Source organism: Bradyrhizobium dasycarpum, assembly GCF_042019905.1.
GTDB lineage: Bacteria > Pseudomonadota > Alphaproteobacteria > Rhizobiales > Xanthobacteraceae > Bradyrhizobium > Bradyrhizobium japonicum_B.
Window position 1 is genome coordinate 1204442 of the sequence record NZ_CP169574.1, and the last position, 22136, is coordinate 1226577.

Sequence of the window (22136 nt, forward strand, 5' to 3'; positions counted from 1 at the left end):
CACGCAGACCCTGCGCACCGGGGATATTCCGAGGGTTTTAGGTCCCGCCGGGCGGCCGTGCGAATCAGCTAGACTCGCCATGGGCCCTTTTCCGGAGAGACACCTTGCAGAGCAGCGCCGGCGCGCGCGCATTCCAGAATGCGCGATTGCAGAAGAAGTTGAAGAAGCAGGCCGACGCCATCATCTCCGCTGCGGCGAGCGCCTATGGCCAGGGCAGATATGCCGAGAGCGAGGCGCTCTGCCGCCAGATCGTGCAGGCCGTTCCGGATCATTTCGACGCCACGCATTTCCTCGGCCTGAGCGTGCAACAGCTCGGGCGTCTCGACGAGGCCCAACAACTGCTCGAACGCGCGGTCGCGATCGAGCCGCGTTCCCACGAGGCGCATAACAATCTCGGCTCTGTGTACTTCGCCCTTCAGAAATTTGAGGCCGCCCGCGCCTGTCTGGAGAAGGCGATCGCGCTGAAGCCGAATTTCCCGCCGGCGCTGGCCGGCCTCGGCAACACCTTGCTCCAGTTGAACCTGCCGGAACAAGCGATCGAGCTGTACGACCGCGCCATCGCCCTGAAGCCCGACTACGCCGATGCGCTCTGCAATCGCGGTCTGGCCGAGCTGGCGCTGGGACGGTTCGACCGCGCCGGGCAGAGTTTCGCGCGCGCGCTGTTGTTCCAGCCGCGTCATGCGGAAGCCCTCGTCGGCAAGGGTGTGGTTAACATCGAGCTCAAGCATTACGACGAGGCGGAAGCCGCGCTGGCGGCGGCGCTCGCGATCAGGCCCGGCTCGGCGAAGCTCCTCGCACACCGCGGACGGCTCAATTTGGCGCTGTCGCGGCCGGAGCAGGCGGCCGCAGATTTCGATGCCGCACTCGCGCTCGCGCCGAAGCTCGAAGTGGCCTTGCGGGGCAAGGCGGAAGTCTCGCTGAGCATGGGCAATACCGCGCAGGCGATCCTGGCCTGCACGGCCTTGCTCGAGGAAAATCCGCGCTCGGCGATCGCGCTGGCGCTGCTGAGTTCGTGTTTTGCAAACCAGGGCGAGATCGCAGCTGCGATCGAGCACCTCGACGCCGCGCTCGCCATCGCGCCGGACCAGCCGGACCTGCTCGCGCGGAAGATCTACTTTCTGGACTTTCTCTCCAATGCCGATTTCGCGGTCCAGCAGGCGGCGCGCAAGGCCTGGGGGGATGCGATCGACGCCAGATTGCCACGGCGCAAGCTCGCGCCCCGGCAGCTCGATCCGGACAGGCGGATCGTGGTCGGTTACGTCGCGGCCGAGTTCTGGTACCATTCGGCAGCGTTCGGTCTGTTGCCGGTGCTGCGCCATCACGATCACGCCAAATTCGAGATCGTCTGCTATTCGTGCTCGCCGCTGCGAGACGAGATGACCGCCAGATTCAAATCGCTGGCGGACGTCTGGGTCGACGCCTGGCAGCTGTCAGATGACGAGCTGGCCGATCGCATCGAAGCCGACAAGGTCGATATCCTGATCGACGTGTCCGGGCACACCACCGGCAACAGGCTCCCAGTCTTCGCCCGCAAGCCGGCTCCGGTCCAGGTCACGGGTTTTGGGCACGCCACCGGTACCGGCCTGCAGACCATGGACTACGTGCTTGCGGATCCGATCTTCATTCCGGCATCGGCCCGCCACCTGCTGGCCGAAAAGGTCTACGATCTGCCGTGCCTGATCACGACCGATCCGATCCTGGATGTGCCGGCGTCGGAGCTCCCGATGCTCCGCAACGGCCATGTGACCTTCGGCGTCTTCAATCGCATCTCCAAGATCTCGGATGAGGCCATTCGCGTGTGGTCGAGGGTGATGCGGGAGGTGTCGGGATCGAGGATCATCATCAAGCACACGCTGCTCGACGACCCGTTGGTCCGCGACGGTCTGATTGCACGCTTCGTGGCGCAGGGGATCGCGGAAGAGAACATCACCTGTCTCGGCTCGTCCGAGCGCGCGGCGCATCTGCGAGCCTTCGCGGAGGTCGATATTTCGCTCGATCCATTTCCGCAGAACGGCGGCGTCAGCACCTGGGAATCCCTCTATGCGGGCGTGCCGGTTGTTGCCAAGCTTGGCCACGGCGCCTCTTCGCGCGCCGGCGGCGCCATCGTCACGGCCGTCGGCCTCAGTGACTGGGTCGCCGAGGACGACGAGGGTTACGCCGCGATCGCTTGCAAATATGCCGCGCAGCCGGCCCATCTGGCGAAGCTGCGTGCGGACTTGCCCGCCCGGATCGCAGCCTCGGCCGCCGGCAATGTCGAGATCTACGCGCGCAAGGTGGAGGAGGGATACCGCCAGTTCTGGCGCGATCATTGCGCCGCGGCCTCGGAACGCGGCGAGCTCGCGTAGCCCCGGTCGAACTGCGTCGCGTTTGTGACCGTGCGCCCCGACCCAAGGGGGCGCGCGACGATCACACGAACGGCGGCTTGATGTTGCTGCGCTTCTCCAGCCACTCGGGCACGGGCAGGTTCTTGGCGCGCATGAAATCCGCGTTGAACAGTTTTGATTGATAGCGGCTGCCGGAATCGCACAGCACGGTCACGATCGTCTTGCCGGGCCCGAGCTGCTTGGCGAGCCGCATCGCCCCGACGACGTTGATGCCGGTCGAGCCGCCGAGGCACAGGCCTTCGTGCTGAAGCAATTCGTAGATCGCGGTGACGGCTTCAGCGTCGGGAACGAGATAGGCATCATCCACCTTCGCGGTCTCGACGATCGCGGTCGCCCGGTTGAGGCCGATGCCTTCGGTGATCGAGCCGCCCGGCGTCGCCTTGGCCTCGCCGGTCCTGAAATATTCGTACATGCCGGCGCCGTACGGATCGGCGCAGGCGATGCGGATGGTCTTGCTCTTCTCCTTCAGATAACGGCTGACGCCGGCCAGCGTGCCGCCGCTGCCGACCGAGCAGACGAAGCCGTCGACCTTGCCGCCGGTCTGCTCCCAGATCTCGGGGCCGGTGGATTCATGATGCGCCTTGGCGTTGTCGAGGTTGTTCCACTGGTCTGCGAACAGCACGCCGTTCGGCTCGGTCTTGCGCAACTCATCCGCGAGCCGCCGGCCGACGTGTTGATAATTGTTGGGGTTGGCATAGGGCAGGGCCGGCACTTCGATCAGCTCGGCGCCGCACAGCTTCAGGAAATCCTTCTTCTCCTGGCTCTGCGTTTCCGGGATCACGATCAGGGTGCGATAGCCGCGCGCGCTGGCGACGACGGCAAGCCCGATGCCGGTATTGCCGGCGGTCGCTTCCACCACGAGACCACCGGGCTTGAGCTCGCCGCGCTTCTCGGCCTCCAGGATCATCCATTTGCCGGCGCGGTCCTTGACCGACTGGCCGGGATTCATGAATTCGGCCTTGCCGAGAATGGTGCAGCCGGTCAGTTCCGAGGCGCGCTTCAGCTTGATCAGCGGGGTGTTGCCGATGGCTTCGACAACGTCGTTTCGAATGCTCATGTCAGGAAAATCGCCACCAAGAGGGTTGATCTCGTTGGCCAGAACGTAGTGCTTGGGGGGCCAAAGGGGAAGGCTTTTGCGCTGCGGCGAAACCGGCGGAAACGCCTGTCCCGACAGTGATATTCCCGCGCGGCGATGGGCGCGGCCGCGAGGCGGGATATCAGGAGGAGGAAATGTCCGAACATCGCCGGAGGATGGAAGATGACCGTCGTCCGGCGCCGATCCGCGAACGCTTCTTTCCAACGACCGGACGGTCCGGCATTGAGCGCCGTTGACGGCTTTGTGAGATGCCGGCCAGAGAGCGGATTGATGCGAGCCGCGGCTGGATGGAAGGCGGCCAACGCAGGTGTGGCAGCAATATCACATGAAATCTTGGTAAGCTTGATCGCGCCTGCCGGTGTTTTCAGAATAAGAGAAGTCGCTGCTGGACAGGCACCTTTTGCATTTTCATCGATTCTGTTTCAGGCGCGTCCGCAGGACCGTCCCGCGACTGCGGCCCTGTCCCCAAGTTCAGCGCCCGGCTAGTATCGCCTAGAGGTTCCGCAGAAAGCATCACCGCTGTGAACGAGTTGTCCAAGGCCCCGCGATCGTCCCGCCGCGAATCGGTTAATCCGGTTGCGCGGCGGCTTGATCTGCCCGGCGGGGGTGGATGTGACACAGGGTGTTCCGGGGATCGTCGTGCGGCGATCCGAAGGTTCCGCGGTCCGGACGCTGCGCGCGGCGCGCTGGCTTGCGGTGGTGTGCCTCGCCGCCACCTCGGGCGCGTGCGTGCTGACCCAGGACCTTCCTGATCCCGCCCTCGACGTTCCCACGCAGTACAAATATGCCGGCAAGGGCGATGCGCCGCCGTCATTGGATTGGTGGCGCGGCTTCCGCTCTGCGGAGCTGACGCAGCTGATGGAAGAGGCGCAGACCGTCAATCTCGACATCGCCGCCGCCGTTTCCCGCATCGTCCAGGCCGATGCCCAGGCGCGGCAGGCGGGCGCGGCGCTGCTGCCGAGCCTATCGACCGGCGGATCGGAAACCTATTCGCGCACTTCGGGCGCAAGCTCCTCGGGCCTGTCCATCGGCGGCCGCGAAGTCGTCAACTATTCGGCTTCGCTCAGCGCCAGCTATCAGCTCGACTTCTGGGGCCAGAACCGCGCTGCGCTGCAGACCGCGGAGGAAACCGCCAACGCCAACCGCTTCGATCGCGACACCGTCGCGCTGACGACGCTCGCTGCCGTCGCCAACGCCTATTTCCAGGTGCTGGCCTCGCAAGACCGCATCCGGACCTCCCAGCGCAACATCGCGAGCGCGCAGCGCATCCTTGATGCGGTCAGAGAGCGGCGCAGGGCCGGCACCGGCACGGATCTCGATGTCGCTCAGCAGGAGAGCGTGCTCGCCAACCAGAAGGCCCTGGTGCCGCCGCTGCGCCAGACGCTGGACCAGAACGTCAACGCGCTCGCCGTGTTGGTCTCGCGCCCGCCCGAGAGCGTGCGCGTGCATGGCGGCTCGCTGGACCGGATCGCGATCCCGCGCGTGACGCCCGGCCTGCCGTCGGAGCTTCTGACACAGCGGCCTGACATCCGCCGCCAGGAGGCGCAGCTTGCCTCCGCGACGGCCAACATCGGCAATGCCCGTGCCCAGTTCTTTCCGACCATCCAGCTCACCGGCAATGGCGGCTATCAGAGCGCGGCTTTGGTCTCGCTGTTCCAGCCGCATGCGGCGTTCTTCCAGCTCGTCGGCAGCGCCACGCAGCCGATCTTCGACGGCGGCAGGATTCTCGGCAATTTCGAACTCGCCAAGGCGCGGCAGGACGAGCTGCTCCAGACCTACCGCAAGACCATCGTGCAGGCCTTTGCCGACGTGGACAACGCGCTGTTCTCGATCAAGCAGACCACGATCCGGCTGCAATTGCAGCGCGATGTCGTTGCCGCCTCGCGCCGTGCCTTCGATCTGTCGGAGCAGCAATTGCGCGCCGGTACCGCCGACATCGTGACCGTGCTCAACACCCAACTGACCCTGTTCCAGGCGGAAGACGCGCTGTGGCAGGCCCAACTCGCGCGGCTCCTCGCCATCGTCAGCCTGTACCAGGCGCTCGGCGGCGGCTGGGAGCCGAGGATGGAGAAACCGGTCAATGCTCTTTAAGCCGGACGGCAAGCCAGGCGTAGAGGAGGGGACGGCGAGGAAATCGCGCGGCCGCAGCTTCGTCGTGACCCTGATCACGCTGGCGATCCTCGGAGGGCTCGGTTATCTCGGCTGGATCGCCACGCATCAGCAGCAAGCCACCAACCGCAACAACCAGCGCCCCGATCTGCCGGTGCCCGTGCTGGCGGCGACCCCGCGCATCCAGGACGTTCCGGTCTATCTCGACGGCGTCGGCGCGATCCGCGCGCTCAACACCGTGACCGTGCGCTCGCAGGTCGACGGCAAGCTGATCGCGGTGAATTTCACCGAAGGCCAGGACGTCAAGAAGGGCGACGTGCTCGGCGAGATCGATCCGGCGATCTACCAGGCGCAGTACGACCAGGCCGTCGCCAAGAAGGCGCAGGATGAGGCCCAGCTCGCCAACCAGCGCATCGACCTGACCCGATACGAGCAGCTCGCCGCCTCCAATGCCGGCTCCAAGCAGCAGGCCGACACCCAGCGCGCGCTGGTCGCGCAGACCGAGGCGCTGGTCAAGGCCGACCAGGCCGCGATCGACAATGCGGCGGCAACGCTCAGCTACACCAAGATCGTGGCCCCGATCTCCGGCCGTGCCGGCCTGCGTCAGGTCGACCAGGGCAACATCATCCACGCCTCCGACACCACGGGTCTCGTGGTGATCGCGCAATTGCAGCCGATCGCAGTGTGGTTCAGCCTGCCGCAGCAACAGATCATGCGCGTCAATGCGGCCGCGGCGAAAGGCGCGCTCACGGTCGACGTGTTCGGCAATGACGGCATCACCGTGATCGACACCGGCAAGCTGACCGGCATCGACAATCAGGTCGACCAGACCACCGGCACGCTCAAGCTCAAGGCGGAATTTCCCAACGCCAATTACCAGCTCTGGCCCGGCCAGTTCGTCAATGTCCGCCTCAAGGTCGAGACCTTGACGCAGGCACTGGTGGTGCCGACATCGGCCGTGCAGCGCGGCCCGATCGGAACGTTCAGCTATGTCATCGGCGAGGACAATGTGGCCTCGGCCAAGCCCGTGACGGTGACGCAGCAGAACGAGCACGATGCCGTTATCGCCAGCGGCCTGTCGCCGAACGACCGGGTCGTGACCACCGGCTTTGCCAACCTGTCCGACGGCTCCAAGGTGATCGTCGGCCGCGACGACCAGACCCCGTCGGCCGATCTCGCCCCGCGCAAGCGCTCGCGCGGGCCGGACGCCCAGAAGAAGGATGGCGCCAAGGACGGTCAGAAGGACGTGCAAGGCAAGGACGGCGAGTTCCGGGCCAAGCGCAAGAGCAGCGAAGGCGACCAGAAGGGACAGACCGGGCCGGCCCCGGGGCCGGGGGCAGCAGGAAGTGGAGCCAAGCAGCCATGATCCCGACAACAGCCGCCTGACGCGGCAGGCAGATCCCATGGGTGTCTCCGAACCCTTCATCCGCCGGCCGATCGCGACCTCGCTTCTCGGCATCGCGCTCATGATCGGCGGGCTGCTGGGCTATTTCGCGCTGCCGGTCTCGGCGCTGCCGCAGGTCGATTTCCCGACCGTGCAGGTGACGACGCAGCTGCCGGGCGCGAGCCCGGACGTGATCGCCTCTCTGATCACGGCGCCGCTGGAGCGGCAGCTCGGCCAGATCCCGTCGCTGTCGGCGATGAACTCGACGAGCTCGTTCGGCGTCAGCCAGATCTCGCTGCAGTTCGATCTCAACCGCGACATCGATGGCGCGACCCAGGACGTGCAGGCGGCGATCAACGCCGCGGCGGGCGTGCTGCCGAAGACCCTGCCTTATCCGCCGACCTACGCCAAGGTGAACCCGGCGGACGCGCCTGTCATGACGCTGGCGCTGCGCTCGGACACGATCTCGCTGCGAGCGATGAGCGACATCGCCGACACTATTCTGGCTCAGCGGCTGAGCCAGATTTCCGGCGTCGGACGAGTCTCGGTGCTCGGCGGGCTGAAACCGGCCGTGCGCATCCAGGCCGATCTGGCGCGGCTCGCCGCTTACGGCATCGCCATGGAAGATCTGCGCACCGCGATCGCCAGTGCCAATGTCTCGGGGCCGAAAGGCTCGCTCGACGGCGCGCAGCAATCCTATATCATCGCGGCCAACGACCAGATCGCCGCGGCTGACGCCTACAAGCCCGTCATCATCGCCTATCGCAACGGCTCGCCGGTCACCATCGCCGACGTCGCGCAGATCGTCGACGGCCTCGAGAACGATCGCACCGGCGGCTGGTACCAGGGTACACCCGCCGTCATCATCGACATCCAGCGCCAGCCTGGCGCCAACGTGATCGACGTCGTCAGCCAGATCCGCGCCGAAATCCCCAAGGTGCAGCGCGCGATTCCGGCCGGCGTGAACCTCACCATCGTTTCCGATCGCACCGTCACCATCCGCGCCTCGGTGCGCGACGTGCAGTTCACGCTGGTCCTTGCCGTCGTGCTGGTGACCCTGGTCGTGCTGCTGTTCCTGCGTTCGCTGCGCGCAACGTTGATCGCAGGCGTCGCGCTGCCGCTGTCGCTGATCACGAGCTTCGGCATCATGTATTTCGCCGGGTTCAGCCTCGACAATCTGTCGCTGATGGCGCTCACGATCGGCACCGGTTTCGTCGTCGACGACGCCATCGTCATGATCGAGAACATCGTCCGCCACATGGAGAACGGCGACGGCGCGATGGAGGCCTCGCTGAAGGGAGCCAGCGAGATCGGCTTCACCGTGATCTCGCTGACGGTGTCGCTGATCGCGGTGTTCATTCCGCTCTTGTTCATGTCGGGCCTCGTCGGACGCATGTTCCGCGAATTCGCGCTGACCTTGACGATCGCGGTGGTGACCTCGGCCGTGGTCTCGCTGACGCTGACGCCGATGATGTGCTCGCGCCTGCTCAAGCACACCCATGAGGAGCTGGCGGTGCCGGGATTGGCTGCGATCAGCCGCTTCATCGACCGCACCGTCGAATTCTATCATTGGACGCTGCTTTGGGTTCTGGAACGTCAGCGCGCCACGCTGGTCGTGACCTTCGCCACGCTGATCGCGACCCTGGTGCTCTATGTCGTTGCGCCGAAGGGCTTCCTGCCGCTGCAGGACACCGCCGCGATCACGGCCGTGACGGAGGCGGGCCACGATGTGTCGTTCGCGGAGATGCAGAAGCGGCAGGCCGAGGCTTCCGACGCCATCAGGGCGGATCCCGACGTGGTCGGCGTGGTCTCGGTGATCGGGGCGGGCTCGGTCAACCCGACCACCAATGTCGGCCGGCTCGTCATGAGCTTGCGGCCGCGCGGCGAGCGGCGTGACGATGTCGCGACCGTCATCACCCGGCTGAAGCAGCGGGTTTCAGGTATCCCCGGCATGACCGTGTACTTCCAGCCGGTGCAGGACGTGCAGATCTCGACCCAGTCGAGCCGCTCGCAGTACCAGTACACGCTGACCGGCACCGATGCGGCGCTGGTGTCGGAATGGGCGCGCAAGCTGGTGACGGAGATGCGGCGCGATCCCTTGTTCCGCGACGTTTCTTCCGAGGCGCAGGAGGGCGGCCTGCGGGCGCAGCTCGACGTCGATCGCACCCGCGCCGGCCAGCTCGGCGTCAGCCTTCAGGCCATCACGGATACGCTGAACGATGCGTTCGCGCAGCGGCAGATCTCGACCATCTACGGCCAGGCCAACCAGTACCGCGTGGTGCTGGAGGCGCTGCCGATGTACCAGCGCGATCCCTCGATCCTGTCGAAGCTCTATCTGCCGGGCGCCGCGAGCGCCACCGCCGGTGCGCCGAGCGCGCAGGTGCCGCTGTCGGCGGTGGCGACGCTGAAGCGCACCACCGCGCCGCTCGCGATCTCGCACCAGGCCCAGTTCCCGTCGGTGTCGCTCAGCTTCAACCTCGCGCCCGGCGCCGCACTCGGCGATGCGGTCGAGGCCGTGAAGACGATCGAGACGAGGATCGGCATGCCCAACAGCATCGTCGGCGTCTATGCCGGCGATGCCGCCGAGTTCGCCAAGGCGCTCGCCGGCCAGCCCTGGCTGCTGCTCGCCGCCGTGATCACGATCTACATCGTGCTGGGAGTGCTCTACGAGAGCTACATCCACCCGATCACGATCCTGTCGACGCTGCCCTCGGCCGGCGTCGGCGCGATCCTGGCGTTGGTGCTGTGCGGGCAGGACCTGTCGGTGATCGGCCTGATCGGCATCATTCTCCTGATGGGCATCGTCAAGAAGAACGCGATCATGATGATCGACTTCGCGCTCGATGCCGAGCGCGTGCAGGGCATGTCGCCGAACGAGGCGATCGTGCAGGCCTGCCTGTTGCGTTTCCGCCCGATCATGATGACGACGCTGGCGGCGCTGTTCGGTGCGTTGCCGCTGGCGATCGAGAGCGGCACCGGCGCCGAGCTGCGCTTCCCGCTCGGCATCTCCATCATCGGCGGCCTGCTGCTGAGCCAGCTGCTGACGCTTTACACGACGCCGGTGATCTACCTCGCGCTCGACCGCATCAACCGCCGCCTCGAGCAGGCGCTGCCGCCGGCCGAATCCGGCGGCCCGCCGGTCGCGGGGGCGACCGAGGGGATGCAGTGATGGCATCGATCTCGGAGCCCTTCATCCGCCGCCCGGTCGGGACCACGCTGCTGTCGATCGGGCTGTTCCTGCTGGGTGTGGTCGCCTACCATTTCCTTCCCGTCGCCTCGGTTCCGAACGTCGACTTCCCCGCCATCTTCGTCTCGGCCAGCCGGCCGGGAGCCGACCCGTCCGTGATGGCGGCGACGGTTGCTTCTCCATTGGAGCGGCGGCTGGGTGAGATCGCCGGCATCAATCAGATCACCTCGACCTCGACGCTCGGCACGACCACCATCCAGCTCCAGTTCGACATCGGCCGCAGCATCGACAAGGCCGCCCGCGACGTGCAGGCGGCGATCAACGCCGCGATGGTGGATCTGCCGAGCGACCTGCCGACGCTGCCGCGCTTCCGCAAGGCCAACACGGCCGGCGCGCCCGTCTTCGTGCTGGCGCTGACCTCAAAGACGCTGTCCCCCAGCGCAATTTACGATGTCGCCGACACCGTCCTGGCGCAGCGCATCTCGCAGGTCCCGGGCGTCGGTGATGTCAGCGTGTCCGGCGCCGATCAGCCAGCCGTGCGCGTCCAGCTCAACCCCGTCGCGCTGTCCAACGCCGGTATCGCCACCGACGACGTGCGGACTGCGATCGTCAACGCCAACCCACTCGGTCCCGTCGGCATCTTCAACGGCGAACGCCAGAGCGAGACGCTGGCGCTCAACCGGCAGATGCGAACCGCCAAGGAATTCCGCGACATCGTCATCAAGAGCGCCAACGGCAACTTCGTGCGGCTCTCCGACGTCGCCGACATCGAGGATTCCGTCCGCAATGCCCGCTCGATCGCCTGGTTCAACAAGCAGCCGGCGGTGCTGATCCAGATCACCAAGCAGGGCGATGCCAACGTCATCGATACCGTCGACCGGGTGAAGGCGCTGGTCCCGCAGTTGAAGCAATGGATTCCGGCCGGTGTCGAGATTTCGACCCTGGTCGATCGCACCGGCACCATCCGCGCCAGCGTGCTCGACATGCAATGGACATTGCTGGCCACCGCGATCCTGGTGATGGTCGTGGTATTCGTGTTCCTGCGGCGGCTGACGCCGACGATCGCCGCCGGCATCTCGGTGCCGCTGGCGCTGGCCGGCACCTGCGCCGGCATGTGGATCGCGGGCTTCTCGATCGACAATCTGTCGCTGATGGCACTCGCGATCTCCGTCGGCTTCGTGGTCGACGATGCCATCGTCATGATCGAGAACATGTATCGCAATCTCGAGCACGGCATGACCCTGTTCCGGGCGGCGCAGGAGGGCGCGAGGCAGATCGGTTTCACCGTGGTCTCGATCAGCCTGTCGCTGATCGCAGCGTTCACGCCGCTGATCTTCATGGACGGCATCGTCGGGCGCCTCTTGCGCGAGTTCTCGCTGACGCTGACCTTCGCCATCCTGGTCTCGACGCTGGTCTCGCTCACGGTGACACCGATGATCTGCGCCCATTACATCCGGCGGACCCCGTCCGGCACCGCGACCTTGTTCGACCGCGTCATCGAGGGCTCGCTGTCGCGCATCGTCGCCTTCTACGCCCGGACCCTGCGCACCGTGCTGGACTACCCGCTGGCGACGCTGCTGGTGTTCTTCGCCACCATCGGTCTCACCGTGACGCTCTACATCAAGGTCCCCAAGGGCTATTTCCCGACCGACGATTCCGGCTTCGTTATCGGGGCGACGCGCGCCTCCGCCGACATCTCGTTTCAGTCGATGCTCGGTCTCCAGCAGCGGCTGGCCGACATCGTGATGAAGGATCCGGCCGTGGCCGGCGTCGGCTCGACGGTCGGCGCCGGAGGCGGGCCCGGGGGAGCGACCTCGAACCGTGGCATCATGTACATCAGCCTGAAGCCGCCGGAGGAGCGCGGCCACGTCTCGACGGAGGCCGTGATCGACCGCCTGAGACGCGCGCTGTACCCGGTGCCCGGCATCCGCCTCTTCATGTTCGCCGCCCAGGATGTCCGTGCCGGCGGGCGGCGGAGCGATTCCGACTACCAGTACACGCTGACCAGCACCGACCTCGGTCTGCTGCAGAAGTGGGCGCCGATCGTGGCCAAGCGCATGGAGAGCGTCGAGGGCATCACCGACATCTCCAGCGACAGAGACCCCGGCGGCCTTCAGCTCACGCTCGCGATCGATCGCCAGAAGGCCTCGGCGCTCGGCGTCCGGGTTCAGGACATCGACAACGCGCTGAACAACGCCTTCTCGCAGAGGCAGATCTCGATCATCTACACCCAGCGCAACCAGTACATGACCGTGCTGGAGATCGATCCGAAATTCCAGGTCGATCCCTCCAACCTCGATCGCATCTACGTCGCCGGCGCGGGCGACGCGCAGGTGCCGCTGTCGGCCGTGGTGCACGCCACGCGCAGCCTCGCCGCGCTCGCGGTCTATCACTCGCAGTCATTCCCCTCGACCACGGTGTCGTTCAACCTGCTACCGGACGTGCAGCTCCAGACGGCGACACAGAGCATCCAGCGCGCGGTGGAAGAGCTGCACATGCCCGAAGGCATCCGCGGCAGCTTTGACGGCAATGCCGGCGACTTCGCCAAGACCAGCGGCCGCCAGCCGCTTCTGATCCTCGGCGCGCTGGTGGCGATGTACATCGTGCTCGGGGTGCTCTACGAGAGCCTCGCCCATCCGCTCACGATCATCTCGACGCTGCCCTCGGCCGGGCTCGGCGCGCTGCTCGCCTTGCAGCTCACCAACACGCCGCTCACGGTGATCGCCTTCGTCGGCATCATCCTCCTGATCGGCATCGTCAAGAAGAACGGCATCATGATGGTGGATTTCGCGCTCGACGCCGAACGCCAGCGCGGCCTGTCGTCAGCGGAGGCGATCTTCGAGGCCTGCCAGGCGCGCTTCCGCCCGATCGTGATGACGACCATGGCGGCGCTGTTTGCCGGCATCCCGCTCGTGGTGGCAACCGGCCCCGGCACGGAGCTGCGCCGTCCGCTCGGCATCACCATTATCGGCGGCCTGTTCGTCTCGCAGATCCTGACGCTCTATACCACGCCCGTGATCTACCTGCTGATCGACCGCCTGCGGCGACGGTCCGCACCGCGCCCGCTGCCTGCGCCCGCGGAATAGGTTGTTGAAGCCCCGCATGGAGCGTATAGCGGCGCCCATGTCGAACCCACCAGATACGGCCATCGCCGATCCGATCCCCGAATGCCCGCATTGCCAGAAGCCGATGCCGCTGTGCATCTGCGACAGCGTCAGGCCGATTGAAAATCGGCTGGCGCTCCTGATCCTGCAACACCCGCAGGAGCAGGACAGGGCGCTGGGCACCGCGCGTCTGCTTGCGCGGCATTTCGCCGACGCGACGTTGCGGGTCGGCCTGTCCTGGCCGAGCCTGTCCAAGGCGCTGGGTCGGCCCGTCGAGAACGCCGCGCGCTGGGCCGTGCTCTATCTCGGCTCGGCGCGCGCCGCCGATCTCGAGGCGGAAGGCGAGATCGTCGCGCTCGACCGCAAGGGAGCTATCGCGGAGAACCAGCGCGCGATCCTCGGCAAGCTCGAGGGAATCGTGTTGCTCGACGGCACCTGGAGCCAGGCCAAGGCGCTGTGGTGGCGCAATCCCTGGATGCTCAAGTGCCAGCGCGTGATCCTCAACCCGGCGCATCCCTCGCGCTATGGACGTTTGCGCAAGGAGCCGCGCAAGGACGGGCTCTCGACCATCGAGGCCGCGGCAACGATCCTTGCGGGCCTCGAGCGGCGTCCTGATATCGCCGACACGCTGCATGCGAGCTTCGAACGATTGTTGACCCGCTACCGAGAGGTCCAGGCCGAGATGCCGGAATTGGCACCCAAGCCGGCGCCGAAGGGGCGGCGCGACTTTCGGCGACGTAAACGCGGCTGACTTCGGCCCAGATCATCTTGGTGCCGGCAGGACGAGGGTGGACTGGCTGAGCAGGGCGCTGGCCGGGGTCGCCTCCGGTCAAAGCCGGATGAAGGCAGTTGCCTAAGCCATTGATCCCCTATATTGGTCCGCCCTTACGGGGCCACGTGGCGGAGTGGTTACGCGCCGGTCTGCAAAACCGTTTACTCGGGTTCGAGTCCCGACGTGGCCTCCATAACAATCCTTTGATCTGTCACCATAATTTGGGTTTGCGTCGGTTGCGTCAGTGCTGCGCGCGGCGCTCCGCCGAGGAACGCGCCAGCGTGATCACCGGGTTTGCCCGGTGCCTGCTGGAACCCCCCGATTCAGGCCGCTGGCATAGAGTTCGCATCTGCGAAGGGATGCATCTCGTCACCCGAGCACTGGAGCCGCGAATGGGCGACATCGTCCGATTTGTCCCGAAATCCGAGCTGGAGCGGGCCCGCCTCATCCGCGAGGCCCGCGCGATCTATGACAGCATCTTTCCGTCGGCCACGCCTGACCGGGCGCCGCAGGATGGCGAGGATCGCGTCAAGACCTGATCGTTGCCGGCTCGGATTTCCGGCGCCAACACCATGGCAAAACATCCGCGAGGCGGGCGGTCCGGTTCACGCTGAACGCGGCTCTCAGCAGGCCGCGTACCAGTCCTCGGGGAACGGCAGGAGCGGCCAGGCGCCCTCATTGTCATTGGCGGCTTTGGGTGTCGCGTCGAAGCCCCACGAGCGCGGCACGAATTCCTCCTCCGGCGCGAGAGCGAAATCTTCAATGACCATGGCGTCCCGGACAGCATCCAGCAGCAAGTTGAATTCGGCTTCGCTTCTCATCGCACCCTCGCAGAACGCGGATGGCGCAATGTCGCAAAGCCGGTTTGTCACCTGATTGAGCCGATCGTTCGCATTTTAACGATCCGGCGATCGAGGTTTGATTGGTTAGCGATTTCTAAAAGTCCCGGCGGGAATCTACGTTCCACCCCAGCGCGCACAGTGTGAAAGAAATCACATCCGGCGCGATTTATTTCTCCTACCCCTTCGCAGGATACCGGCCAGGAAGGCCGGGAGGCGGCGGGGCGACAGGAGACTGGTCATGAAGGCGAGGTTCTTGCGGTTTGCGGGTGTGAAGAGCCGGGCGCGCGGCGCGTCCACGGTCGGGCTGTTCCTGACGCTGTTCGCCTCCGCTGCCCACGCGCAAGGGACGGCGGAGCAGCGCCGGGCCTGCACCCCCGATGTCTACCGGCTCTGCGCTGGCGAAATTCCCAATGTCCGCGCCATCACGGCCTGCCTGCGCCGTAACCGCTCCAGCTTGAGCGAGGCTTGCCGCAGCGTGTTCGACCAGGCCGGTGGGTGAGCCCGCCTGTGGGTTGTTGCGCAGCAAGTAGCTTGCGCGCACACCCCAATTTCCCGTAGCCGCCCTGTGGATATGCTGCGGATAGATTGTTGACCGCTGAATTGCGGCAGCGCCGCTGCACGGAGCAAGACCTATCGTCTCCTGCACATTTGGAAGCTCGAATCGGGCGCCCTGGCATGCGACCAGTTTTTGTGCAGCGCCATGCCCAAACCGCGGGCCCCCTCGATCCAATTTTTTGTACGCCCGCGGACAAGCTTTTCGAGCGGGATCCCACCTAGCTTCGCCGTCGACCTGGAACATGGCAGGCGCCATGACAACGCGAAGGAGCTGGAGATGGAGAGACGGGTTTTGCCGCAGGCGCGGCGGGGATTGGCGCGCGCATCATTGCCACCGCGCAAGCTCATGCTCGGCGCCGCCGTCGCTTTTGGACTCCTCGTTTCAGCACCGCTGAGCGCTCAGGCCGCCGCGCCCGCCGCCTGCGCCGCGCTCCAGGAAAAATATCCGGACTGGAAGGGCAAGACGCTGGTCAACGCCATCAATCCGCATACGCCGGGCTATGAGACCCTCGATCCCAAGGATCCCAGCAAGTATATCGGCTTCGACATCGATCTCGGCGAAGCCATCGGCGAATGCCTCGGTTTCAAGCTGACCTACAAGGCGGTGACGTTCGCGGCGCTCCTGACCACGCTCGCCGCGGGACAAGCCGACATCGTGATCTCCGACATCTACGCCACCAAGGAGCGCGCCAAGGCCGCCGACTTCATCACCTACTCGAAGGTGTTCGACGGCGTGCTGGTCGCCAAGGGCAATCCGAAGGGCATCAACGGCATCAACTTGTCGCTGTGCGGCGCCGCCGCGGCCGAAAACACCGGCTATGTCGAGGTGCCCTTGATCCAGGCGCTGATCCCGGAATGCAAGAAGGCCGGCAAGCCCGAGCCGACCATCCAGCTCTACGACAACAACGCCAACTGCATCCAGGCGATCCTCGCCGGCCGCGCCGACACCTACATCAACGACGTCAACACCGTCGACAGCGCCGTCAAGGCCTACCCGGACAAGCTGGAGAAGGCGATCGCGGTGACGATCCCGTATTCCGTCGGCATCGCCGTGCCCAAGAACAAGCCGAAATTCCGCGACGCCGTGCTCGCCGCGTTGATCGAGGTGCAGAAGGCCGGAACCCACATGGAGCTTCTGAAGAAGTACGGGCTCGATGTGAACAACTTCATGGAGCCGGAAATTCTCACGGCCGACTGATGTCGCTGTTCCTTCACTACCTGAGCATGCCATATCTGCTCGCGGGCATCGAGGTCACCCTCGAGGTGACTGCCCTCGGGCTCGGCGGTGGATTGATCCTCGGATTGATCCTCGCCGGCATGCAGCTCTCCCGCTTCTGGCTCCTGGCGGCGATCGCCAGGGCCTACACCGTGATCTTCCGCGGCACCCCGCTGATCCTGCAGATGGTGTTCGCCTACGACGCGCTGCCGCATATCGGCATCAAGCTGCCGGCGGTGCTGGCAGCCGGGCTCGCACTGGCCTGCAACGAAGCGCCGTTCATCGCGGAGATGCTGCGCGCAGGCGTGCTCGGTGTCGACCGCGGACAACTGACGGCCGGACAGGCGCTGGGCATGACGCCATCGGTGCTGATGCGCAGGATCATCGCGCCGCAGGCGATCCGCACCATGATCCCGGCCTTCGGCAACGAAGCGGTGAGCGCGCTGAAGAATTCCTCGCTCGCCTCGGTGATCGCGGTGCAGGAGCTGACCTTGCGCTCGACGCAACTGGCGTCCTCGACCTTCGATTTCTTCTCGATCTTCTTCGCCTCGGGCCTGCTCTATCTCGTGCTGACCGCCAGCATCAGCGCGATCCAGCTCTTCGTCGAATGGCTGCTGGACCTCGACCGCACCACCCGCCGCGAGCGCAGGCTCGCCGATTATCTGCCCTGGCGCCGCGTCGATCTGGCTGCCAAGCTCGAACTGGCCGATGCGACCGTCGCCGATCCCGAGCCCGCGCCAGCAGAGCTCGCGGTCACGCCGCCGCTGGCCCTGACCCGCGAGGAGCGGGCCCGCCGCGCCGCGACGATCGCGCGTAATAATATCGCGGTCGAAGTGAAGGACCTGACCAAGAGCTACGGGCCACAGACGGTGCTCGGGGGCCTCGACCTCACGGTGCGCATCGGCGAAGTGGTCGCGCTGCTCGGCCCGAGCGGCTCCGGCAAGAGCACGCTGCTTCGCTGCATCAACCACCTCGAAAACTGGGATGCCGGCACCGTGCGCGTCGGCGGCCGGCGCCTCGGCTTCGGTGAGAACGGCAGGCCGTTGTCGCCGCGGGCGATCGCCAATGAGCGCGCCAGTGTCGGCGTCGGCATGGTGTTCCAGCAGTTCAATCTGTTCGCGCATCTTTCGGCCAAGGAGAACATCGCCGGCCCCTTGCGCTGGGTTCACGGCATGACCCGCATCGATGCCGATCGCCGCGCCGCCGAGCTGCTCGATCGTGTCGGGCTTTCGCATCGCGCCCATGCGCTGCCGCGGCATCTCTCCGGCGGCCAGCAGCAACGCGTTGCCATCGCCCGTGCGCTGGCGCCGAACCCGAGCGTGCTGCTGCTGGACGAGCCGACCTCGGCACTCGATCCGGAGCTGGTCAACGAGGTGCTCGAGGTGATCCGGCGCCTCGCCATCGACGACGGCCTCACCATGATCATCTCGACCCACCAGATCCGCTTCGCTGACGAGGTCGCTGATCGCGTCGCCTTCCTGAGCGGCGGCGCGATCATCGAGGAGGGGCCTGCGCACGATGTGCTCTCCAATCCTCGCAATCCGCTGACGGCACGATTCCTCAGCGTGATGGAAGCCGACAAGACCCCGGAGACGGTGCGATGACCATCCTCACGACGTTCCAAGACCGCGTTCCCTGAAGAGGCCACCTCATGAAGCATGTCACGTTGCCGGTTTCGCCGAAGACCGTCCACTGGGGCTATTTTTCCAAGACAGTGGCGCCGGCCCTGACGCTGCGCTCCGGAGATCGCGCCACGATCGAGACGCTGACCCACCACGCCAATGACGATTACGAGCGAATGATCCAGGGTGATCCAGGCGCCGAAAGCGTGTTCCAGTGGACGCGCGAGCACAAGGCCGTCGCGCGCCGCGGCTCAGGTCCGACGGAAGGCCCGTTCATCCGCGGTGCAGGCGAGGGGATCGGTGTGCATCTGCTCACCGGTCCGGTCGCGATCGAAGGTGCCGAGCCCGGCGACATTCTGGAGGTGCGCATCCTCGATGTCCGGCCGCGACCGAGCTGCAGCGCCTGCCATGCCGGCCGCTGCTTCGGCTCCAACGTCGCTGCGAACTGGGGCTTTCATTATCACGACCTGGTCGAGGAGCCGAAGCCGCGCGAGGTCATCACCATCTTCGAACTCGATACGGCCGGCGAGCCCTACGCGAAGGCGCTCTACAACTATGTCTGGACGCCGCAGACCGATCCCGACGGCATCGTGCATTCGACCATCGACTATCCCGGCGTCCGCGTCGATCACGCCACCATCAGGAAGCGCGAGAACATTCTGTCCAGCGTGAAGGTGCCGGCGCGGCTGCATTTCGGCACGATGGGCCTTGCGCCGTCGGAAGCCGATTTCGTCAGCTCGATTCCGCCCGGCTATACCGGCGGCAACATCGATGACTGGCGCATCGGCAAGGGCGCGCGGATGTTCTATCCGGTCGCCGTCCCCGGCGCCTATTTCTCGGTCGGCGATCCTCACGCCGCGCAGGGCGACAGCGAGCTCGGCGGCACCGCGATCGAGACCTCGCTGACCGGCGATTTCGAATTCATCCTGCACAAGAAGGCCGACCTTGCCGGCACCAGCCTCGAAGGCCTCGACCACCCGATGCTGGAGACCGACCACGCCTGGTCGTTCTACGGTTTCACCTATCCGAACTATCTCGCCACGCTCGGCGCCGATGCACAAACCGAGATTGCCAATCACTCCAGCCTCGACCGTGCGATGCGCGATGCGTTCAGAAAGCTCCGCCGCTTCCTGATGACCGTGCATCGCCTCAGCGAGGACGAGGCGATCTCGCTGATGTCGGTCGGGGCCGATTTCGGCGTCACCCAGGTCGTCGACGCCAATTGGGGCGTCCACGGCACGATCCGCAAGAACATCTTCCGGTGCGACTGAATTTCTCTGCTTCGTCATTCCGGGGCGACGCAACGCGTCGAACCCGGAATCCATTTCACCACCGTCTCCTTTGCGCAATGGATTCCGGGTTCGCGCTCGCGCGCGCCTGACCAAGGGGCCATACTCCAACACTTTGAAGAACGGTCCAACTCCCGGGTGCACACTTGACCAATGAACCTCATTTGCGGCCCATTGCGGCGACGGACGATCGCGTGCGTCTGGCACGGAGGTTGCTTCGATCGACTGCAATCTGGGTCGATCCGATGAGCTTCCGCCCGTTCACGAGCGAGTCCTACGCGCAAAACGACCGTCCGGAAGCCTGGCGGGACGTGCTGGCCGCGGTCGGCCTGCAGCCGGCGGGTGGCCACAGCGTATTGGACGGACACGCGACCGCATCGCACCGGCACGCCGCCGGTGTCGCGCTGACGCGCATGGCTGCGTGTGCGCAGAGCGTCGTTCCACTCTCACGAGCAAGCGAAGACCTTCCCATCGCGCTGATGCCGGTCGAGGACGGCATGGTGCTGAAGAGCGCCGGCAGTCACCGTATCGTTCCCGTCGGTCATCTCGTGCTGCTGCCGCGCAGCGGCGACTGGAGCATCGTGTTCCAGCGCGACATGCGCGCCATCGTGCTGTCGGTGACATCGGAGGCGCTGCACGGTCGCCTTTCGGGCAAGCCGCGGCTCGGCGAGCCCCGCGTCGTTCCGCCGAGCGGCTTTGCCGATGTCTTCTCCCGTCTGCTCGATGCCACTGCACGGACGCTCGACACCCTGAGCGATCCCGAATGGAATTCGGTCGCGCAGTCCTTCGTCGATCTGCTGCTGACGCTGGTGCATCAGCTGGCGTCCTCGGCCTCCGATGCTGGATCGAGCGCGACGCAGGCCGCGCTGCTGCACCGGATCTGCCAGACCATCGAGCGTCGCCTCGACGATCCCGATCTGGTGCCGGCGCGCGTCGCGCAGGCCGAGGGAATTTCCGAACGTTACCTGCAGAAGCTGTTCGAGACGGTCGGGGACAATTTCACCCACTATGTTCGTGAGCGCCGTCTCCAGCGCGCCTGGACCGACCTATCCAACCCCACCGAGGCGCATCGCTCGATCTCGGAGATCGCTTACGCCTACGGTTTTGGCGACTCCGCGCATTTCAGCCGCGCCTTCCGGCATCGCTTCGGCCTGCCGCCGCGCGAGTTTCGCCAGCAGGAGGCGGAGCGCGCGACGGCACAGCACGGCGTCGCCGGCCAACGCGGCTGGCCGCAGGAGGCACTGGCGCAGCTTCGCGTCCATCAGAGCGTGGAGACGCGCAGCAGCGTCGCCTGCGCCGGCGCCGAGGCGCGCACGACCGCCGAACGCCGTCATCACCATCTCCCGGTCGAGGCCAGCCGCGTACATTGGGGTTATTTCAGCCGCTCGCTGCCGCCGCAGATCGAGATCGCCTCGGGCGACACCATCACCATCGAGACGCTGACGCAGCACGCCTCCGACGCCCCTGATATGATGATCGCCGGCGATGCCGCCGCCGAAAGCGTGTTCGGCTGGACACGGGACAGGAAGAACGTCGACCGCCGCGGCGCAGGGCCCATGGATGCCAGCGTGTTCGGCCGCGGTGCCGGCGAGGGCTTTGGCGTGCACATCTGCACCGGCCCCGTCGCTGTGAAGGACGCCCAGCCAGGTGATGTGCTGGAGGTGCGCATCCTCGACATCGTGCCGCGGGCGAGCCGCAATCCCGATCATGCGGGCCGCGTGTTCGGCTCCTCAGTCGCGGCTTGGTGGGGCTATCATTACAACGAGTTTCTCGGCGGTCCCAAGCCGCGCGAAGCGGTTACCATCTACGAGATTTTCGACGACGCCGAGGTGCCGCACGCCCGCGCCCTCTATTCCTACCGCTGGGAGCCGCAGACCGATCCTTTCGGCGTCGTTCACACGACCTACGACTATCCCGGCGTACCCGTCGCGTCCGCCACGATCAAGCGTCGCCATGCCGTGCTCGACGGCATCAAGATTCCGCTGCGTCCCCATTTCGGCGTGATCGCGGTGGCACCGCGCGAGGTCGATTTCGTCGATTCCGTGCCGCCGTCCTATTTCGGCGGAAACCTGGACAATTGGCGGCTGGGGAAGGGGGCAACCATCTATCTGCCGGTTTCCGTGCCCGGCGCGCTTCTGTCGGTCGGCGATCCCCACGCCGCCCAGGGCGATGGCGAGCTCAGCGGCACAGCGATCGAATGCTCGATGACCGGCACATTCGAGGTGATCCTGCACAAGAAGGTCGAACTTGCCGGCCGGCCTTTCGCCGATCTCTCTTATCCCCTGATCGAGACCGCCACCGATTGGGTGCTGACCGGCTTCAGTCATCCGAACTATCTCGCGGAGTTCGGCGCCCAAGGACAAAGCGAGGTCTACGCCAAGTCTTCGCTCGATCTCGCCATGAAGGATGCGTTCCGCAAGATGCGGCGCTTCCTGATGAACGTCAAAGGCCTCAGCGAGGACGAGGCCATCGCGCTGATGTCGGCCGCCGTCGATTTCGGCGTCACCCAGGTCGTCGACGGCAATTGGGGCGTGCACGCCATCCTCAGCAAGCGCCTGTTCCAGGACCTAACCTAG

Annotated in this window: 14 protein-coding genes and 1 tRNA gene; 13 read left to right on the forward strand and 2 right to left on the reverse strand. The window is 65.8% G+C overall.

Translation table 11 applies throughout. From position 1 onward, the window contains the following. The first annotated feature begins 104 nt into the window (after positions 1–104). Positions 105–2345, forward strand: coding sequence for a tetratricopeptide repeat protein (locus ACETMP_RS06195; RefSeq protein WP_375160275.1), 2241 nt, complete (start codon positions 105–107; stop codon positions 2343–2345). A gap of 61 nt (positions 2346–2406) precedes the next feature. Here ACETMP_RS06195 and ACETMP_RS06200 read toward each other — a convergent pair whose 3' ends face one another. Continuing rightward, a complete protein-coding gene (locus ACETMP_RS06200; protein WP_375160276.1) occupies positions 2407–3441 on the reverse strand; it encodes a cysteine synthase A in 1035 nt (344 codons plus the stop codon). Between the two features lie 645 nt (positions 3442–4086). Between ACETMP_RS06200 and ACETMP_RS06205 the strand changes: the two genes are divergently transcribed. The 7 genes from ACETMP_RS06205 to ACETMP_RS06235 all read left to right on the forward strand — a co-directional run bounded on the left by ACETMP_RS06205 (position 4087) and on the right by ACETMP_RS06235 (position 14575). After that, positions 4087–5571 carry an efflux transporter outer membrane subunit gene (locus tag ACETMP_RS06205; RefSeq protein WP_375160277.1) on the forward strand — a complete coding sequence of 495 codons (1485 nt, stop codon included), beginning with the start codon at positions 4087–4089 and terminating at the stop codon, positions 5569–5571. Further along, positions 5561–6955 carry an efflux RND transporter periplasmic adaptor subunit gene (locus ACETMP_RS06210; RefSeq protein ID WP_375160278.1) on the forward strand — a complete coding sequence of 465 codons (1395 nt, stop codon included), beginning with the start codon at positions 5561–5563 and terminating at the stop codon, positions 6953–6955. The genes ACETMP_RS06205 and ACETMP_RS06210 overlap by 11 nt, the downstream gene beginning before the upstream one ends. A gap of 37 nt (positions 6956–6992) precedes the next feature. Next, positions 6993–10142: an efflux RND transporter permease subunit gene (locus ACETMP_RS06215; protein WP_375160279.1), complete on the forward strand. Its 3150-nt coding sequence runs from the start codon at positions 6993–6995 to the stop codon at positions 10140–10142. After that, entirely contained in the window at positions 10142–13246 is a 3105-nt protein-coding gene (locus ACETMP_RS06220; protein ID WP_375160280.1) for an efflux RND transporter permease subunit, read from the forward strand. Before ACETMP_RS06215 ends, ACETMP_RS06220 begins: the two co-directional genes overlap by 1 nt. 37 nt (positions 13247–13283) lie before the next feature. Then, complete coding sequence (locus ACETMP_RS06225; protein WP_375160281.1) at positions 13284–14015, forward strand: tRNA-uridine aminocarboxypropyltransferase; 732 nt, start codon at positions 13284–13286, stop codon at positions 14013–14015. Positions 14016–14155: 140 nt separating this feature from the next. Continuing rightward, positions 14156–14229, forward strand: a tRNA-Cys gene (locus ACETMP_RS06230). Positions 14230–14428: 199 nt separating this feature from the next. Further along, entirely contained in the window at positions 14429–14575 is a 147-nt protein-coding gene (locus ACETMP_RS06235) for a hypothetical protein (protein WP_196236025.1), read from the forward strand. Positions 14576–14659: 84 nt separating this feature from the next. Here the strand turns inward: ACETMP_RS06235 and ACETMP_RS06240 are convergent, their stop codons facing one another. Beyond that, positions 14660–14857 (reverse strand): hypothetical protein, encoded by a 198-nt coding sequence (locus tag ACETMP_RS06240; RefSeq protein ID WP_375160282.1) that lies wholly within the window; start codon positions 14855–14857, stop codon positions 14660–14662. 259 nt (positions 14858–15116) lie between these two features. Between ACETMP_RS06240 and ACETMP_RS06245 the strand changes: the two genes are divergently transcribed. The 5 genes from ACETMP_RS06245 (at position 15117) to ACETMP_RS06265 (ending at position 22136) form a co-directional block, all read left to right on the forward strand. Continuing rightward, on the forward strand, positions 15117–15377 hold the full coding sequence (locus ACETMP_RS06245; protein ID WP_257179666.1) for a hypothetical protein: 261 nt from the start codon (positions 15117–15119) through the stop codon (positions 15375–15377). A 333-nt stretch (positions 15378–15710) separates the two neighbouring features. Beyond that, a complete protein-coding gene (locus ACETMP_RS06250; RefSeq protein WP_375160283.1) occupies positions 15711–16631 on the forward strand; it encodes an ABC transporter substrate-binding protein in 921 nt (306 codons plus the stop codon). Then, entirely contained in the window at positions 16631–18253 is a 1623-nt protein-coding gene (locus tag ACETMP_RS06255; protein ID WP_375160284.1) for an amino acid ABC transporter permease/ATP-binding protein, read from the forward strand. The genes ACETMP_RS06250 and ACETMP_RS06255 overlap by 1 nt, the downstream gene beginning before the upstream one ends. Positions 18254–18300: 47 nt before the next feature. After that, a complete protein-coding gene (locus ACETMP_RS06260; RefSeq protein WP_375160285.1) occupies positions 18301–19542 on the forward strand; it encodes an acetamidase/formamidase family protein in 1242 nt (413 codons plus the stop codon). 263 nt (positions 19543–19805) lie between these two features. Beyond that, on the forward strand, positions 19806–22136 hold the full coding sequence (locus tag ACETMP_RS06265) for an acetamidase/formamidase family protein (RefSeq protein ID WP_375160286.1): 2331 nt from the start codon (positions 19806–19808) through the stop codon (positions 22134–22136).

Excerpts from the sequence above, each read along its gene's own strand:
- ACETMP_RS06235 (WP_196236025.1), top strand. The coding sequence starts at position 14,429 with ATGGGCGACATCGTCCGATTTGTCCCGAAATCCGAGCTGGAGCGGGCC.
- ACETMP_RS06250 (WP_375160283.1), top strand. The coding sequence starts at position 15,711 with ATGGAGAGACGGGTTTTGCCGCAGGCGCGGCGGGGATTGGCGCGCGCA.
- ACETMP_RS06215 (WP_375160279.1), top strand. The coding sequence starts at position 6,993 with ATGGGTGTCTCCGAACCCTTCATCCGCCGGCCGATCGCGACCTCGCTT.
- ACETMP_RS06255 (WP_375160284.1), top strand. The coding sequence starts at position 16,631 with ATGTCGCTGTTCCTTCACTACCTGAGCATGCCATATCTGCTCGCGGGC.
- ACETMP_RS06265 (WP_375160286.1), top strand. The coding sequence starts at position 19,806 with ATGAGCTTCCGCCCGTTCACGAGCGAGTCCTACGCGCAAAACGACCGT.
- ACETMP_RS06245 (WP_257179666.1), top strand. The coding sequence starts at position 15,117 with ATGAAGGCGAGGTTCTTGCGGTTTGCGGGTGTGAAGAGCCGGGCGCGC.
- ACETMP_RS06220 (WP_375160280.1), top strand. The coding sequence starts at position 10,142 with ATGGCATCGATCTCGGAGCCCTTCATCCGCCGCCCGGTCGGGACCACG.
- ACETMP_RS06260 (WP_375160285.1), top strand. The coding sequence starts at position 18,301 with ATGAAGCATGTCACGTTGCCGGTTTCGCCGAAGACCGTCCACTGGGGC.
- ACETMP_RS06225 (WP_375160281.1), top strand. The coding sequence starts at position 13,284 with ATGTCGAACCCACCAGATACGGCCATCGCCGATCCGATCCCCGAATGC.
- ACETMP_RS06240 (WP_375160282.1), bottom strand. The coding sequence starts at position 14,857 with ATGAGAAGCGAAGCCGAATTCAACTTGCTGCTGGATGCTGTCCGGGAC.
- ACETMP_RS06210 (WP_375160278.1), top strand. The coding sequence starts at position 5,561 with ATGCTCTTTAAGCCGGACGGCAAGCCAGGCGTAGAGGAGGGGACGGCG.
- ACETMP_RS06200 (WP_375160276.1), bottom strand. The coding sequence starts at position 3,441 with ATGAGCATTCGAAACGACGTTGTCGAAGCCATCGGCAACACCCCGCTG.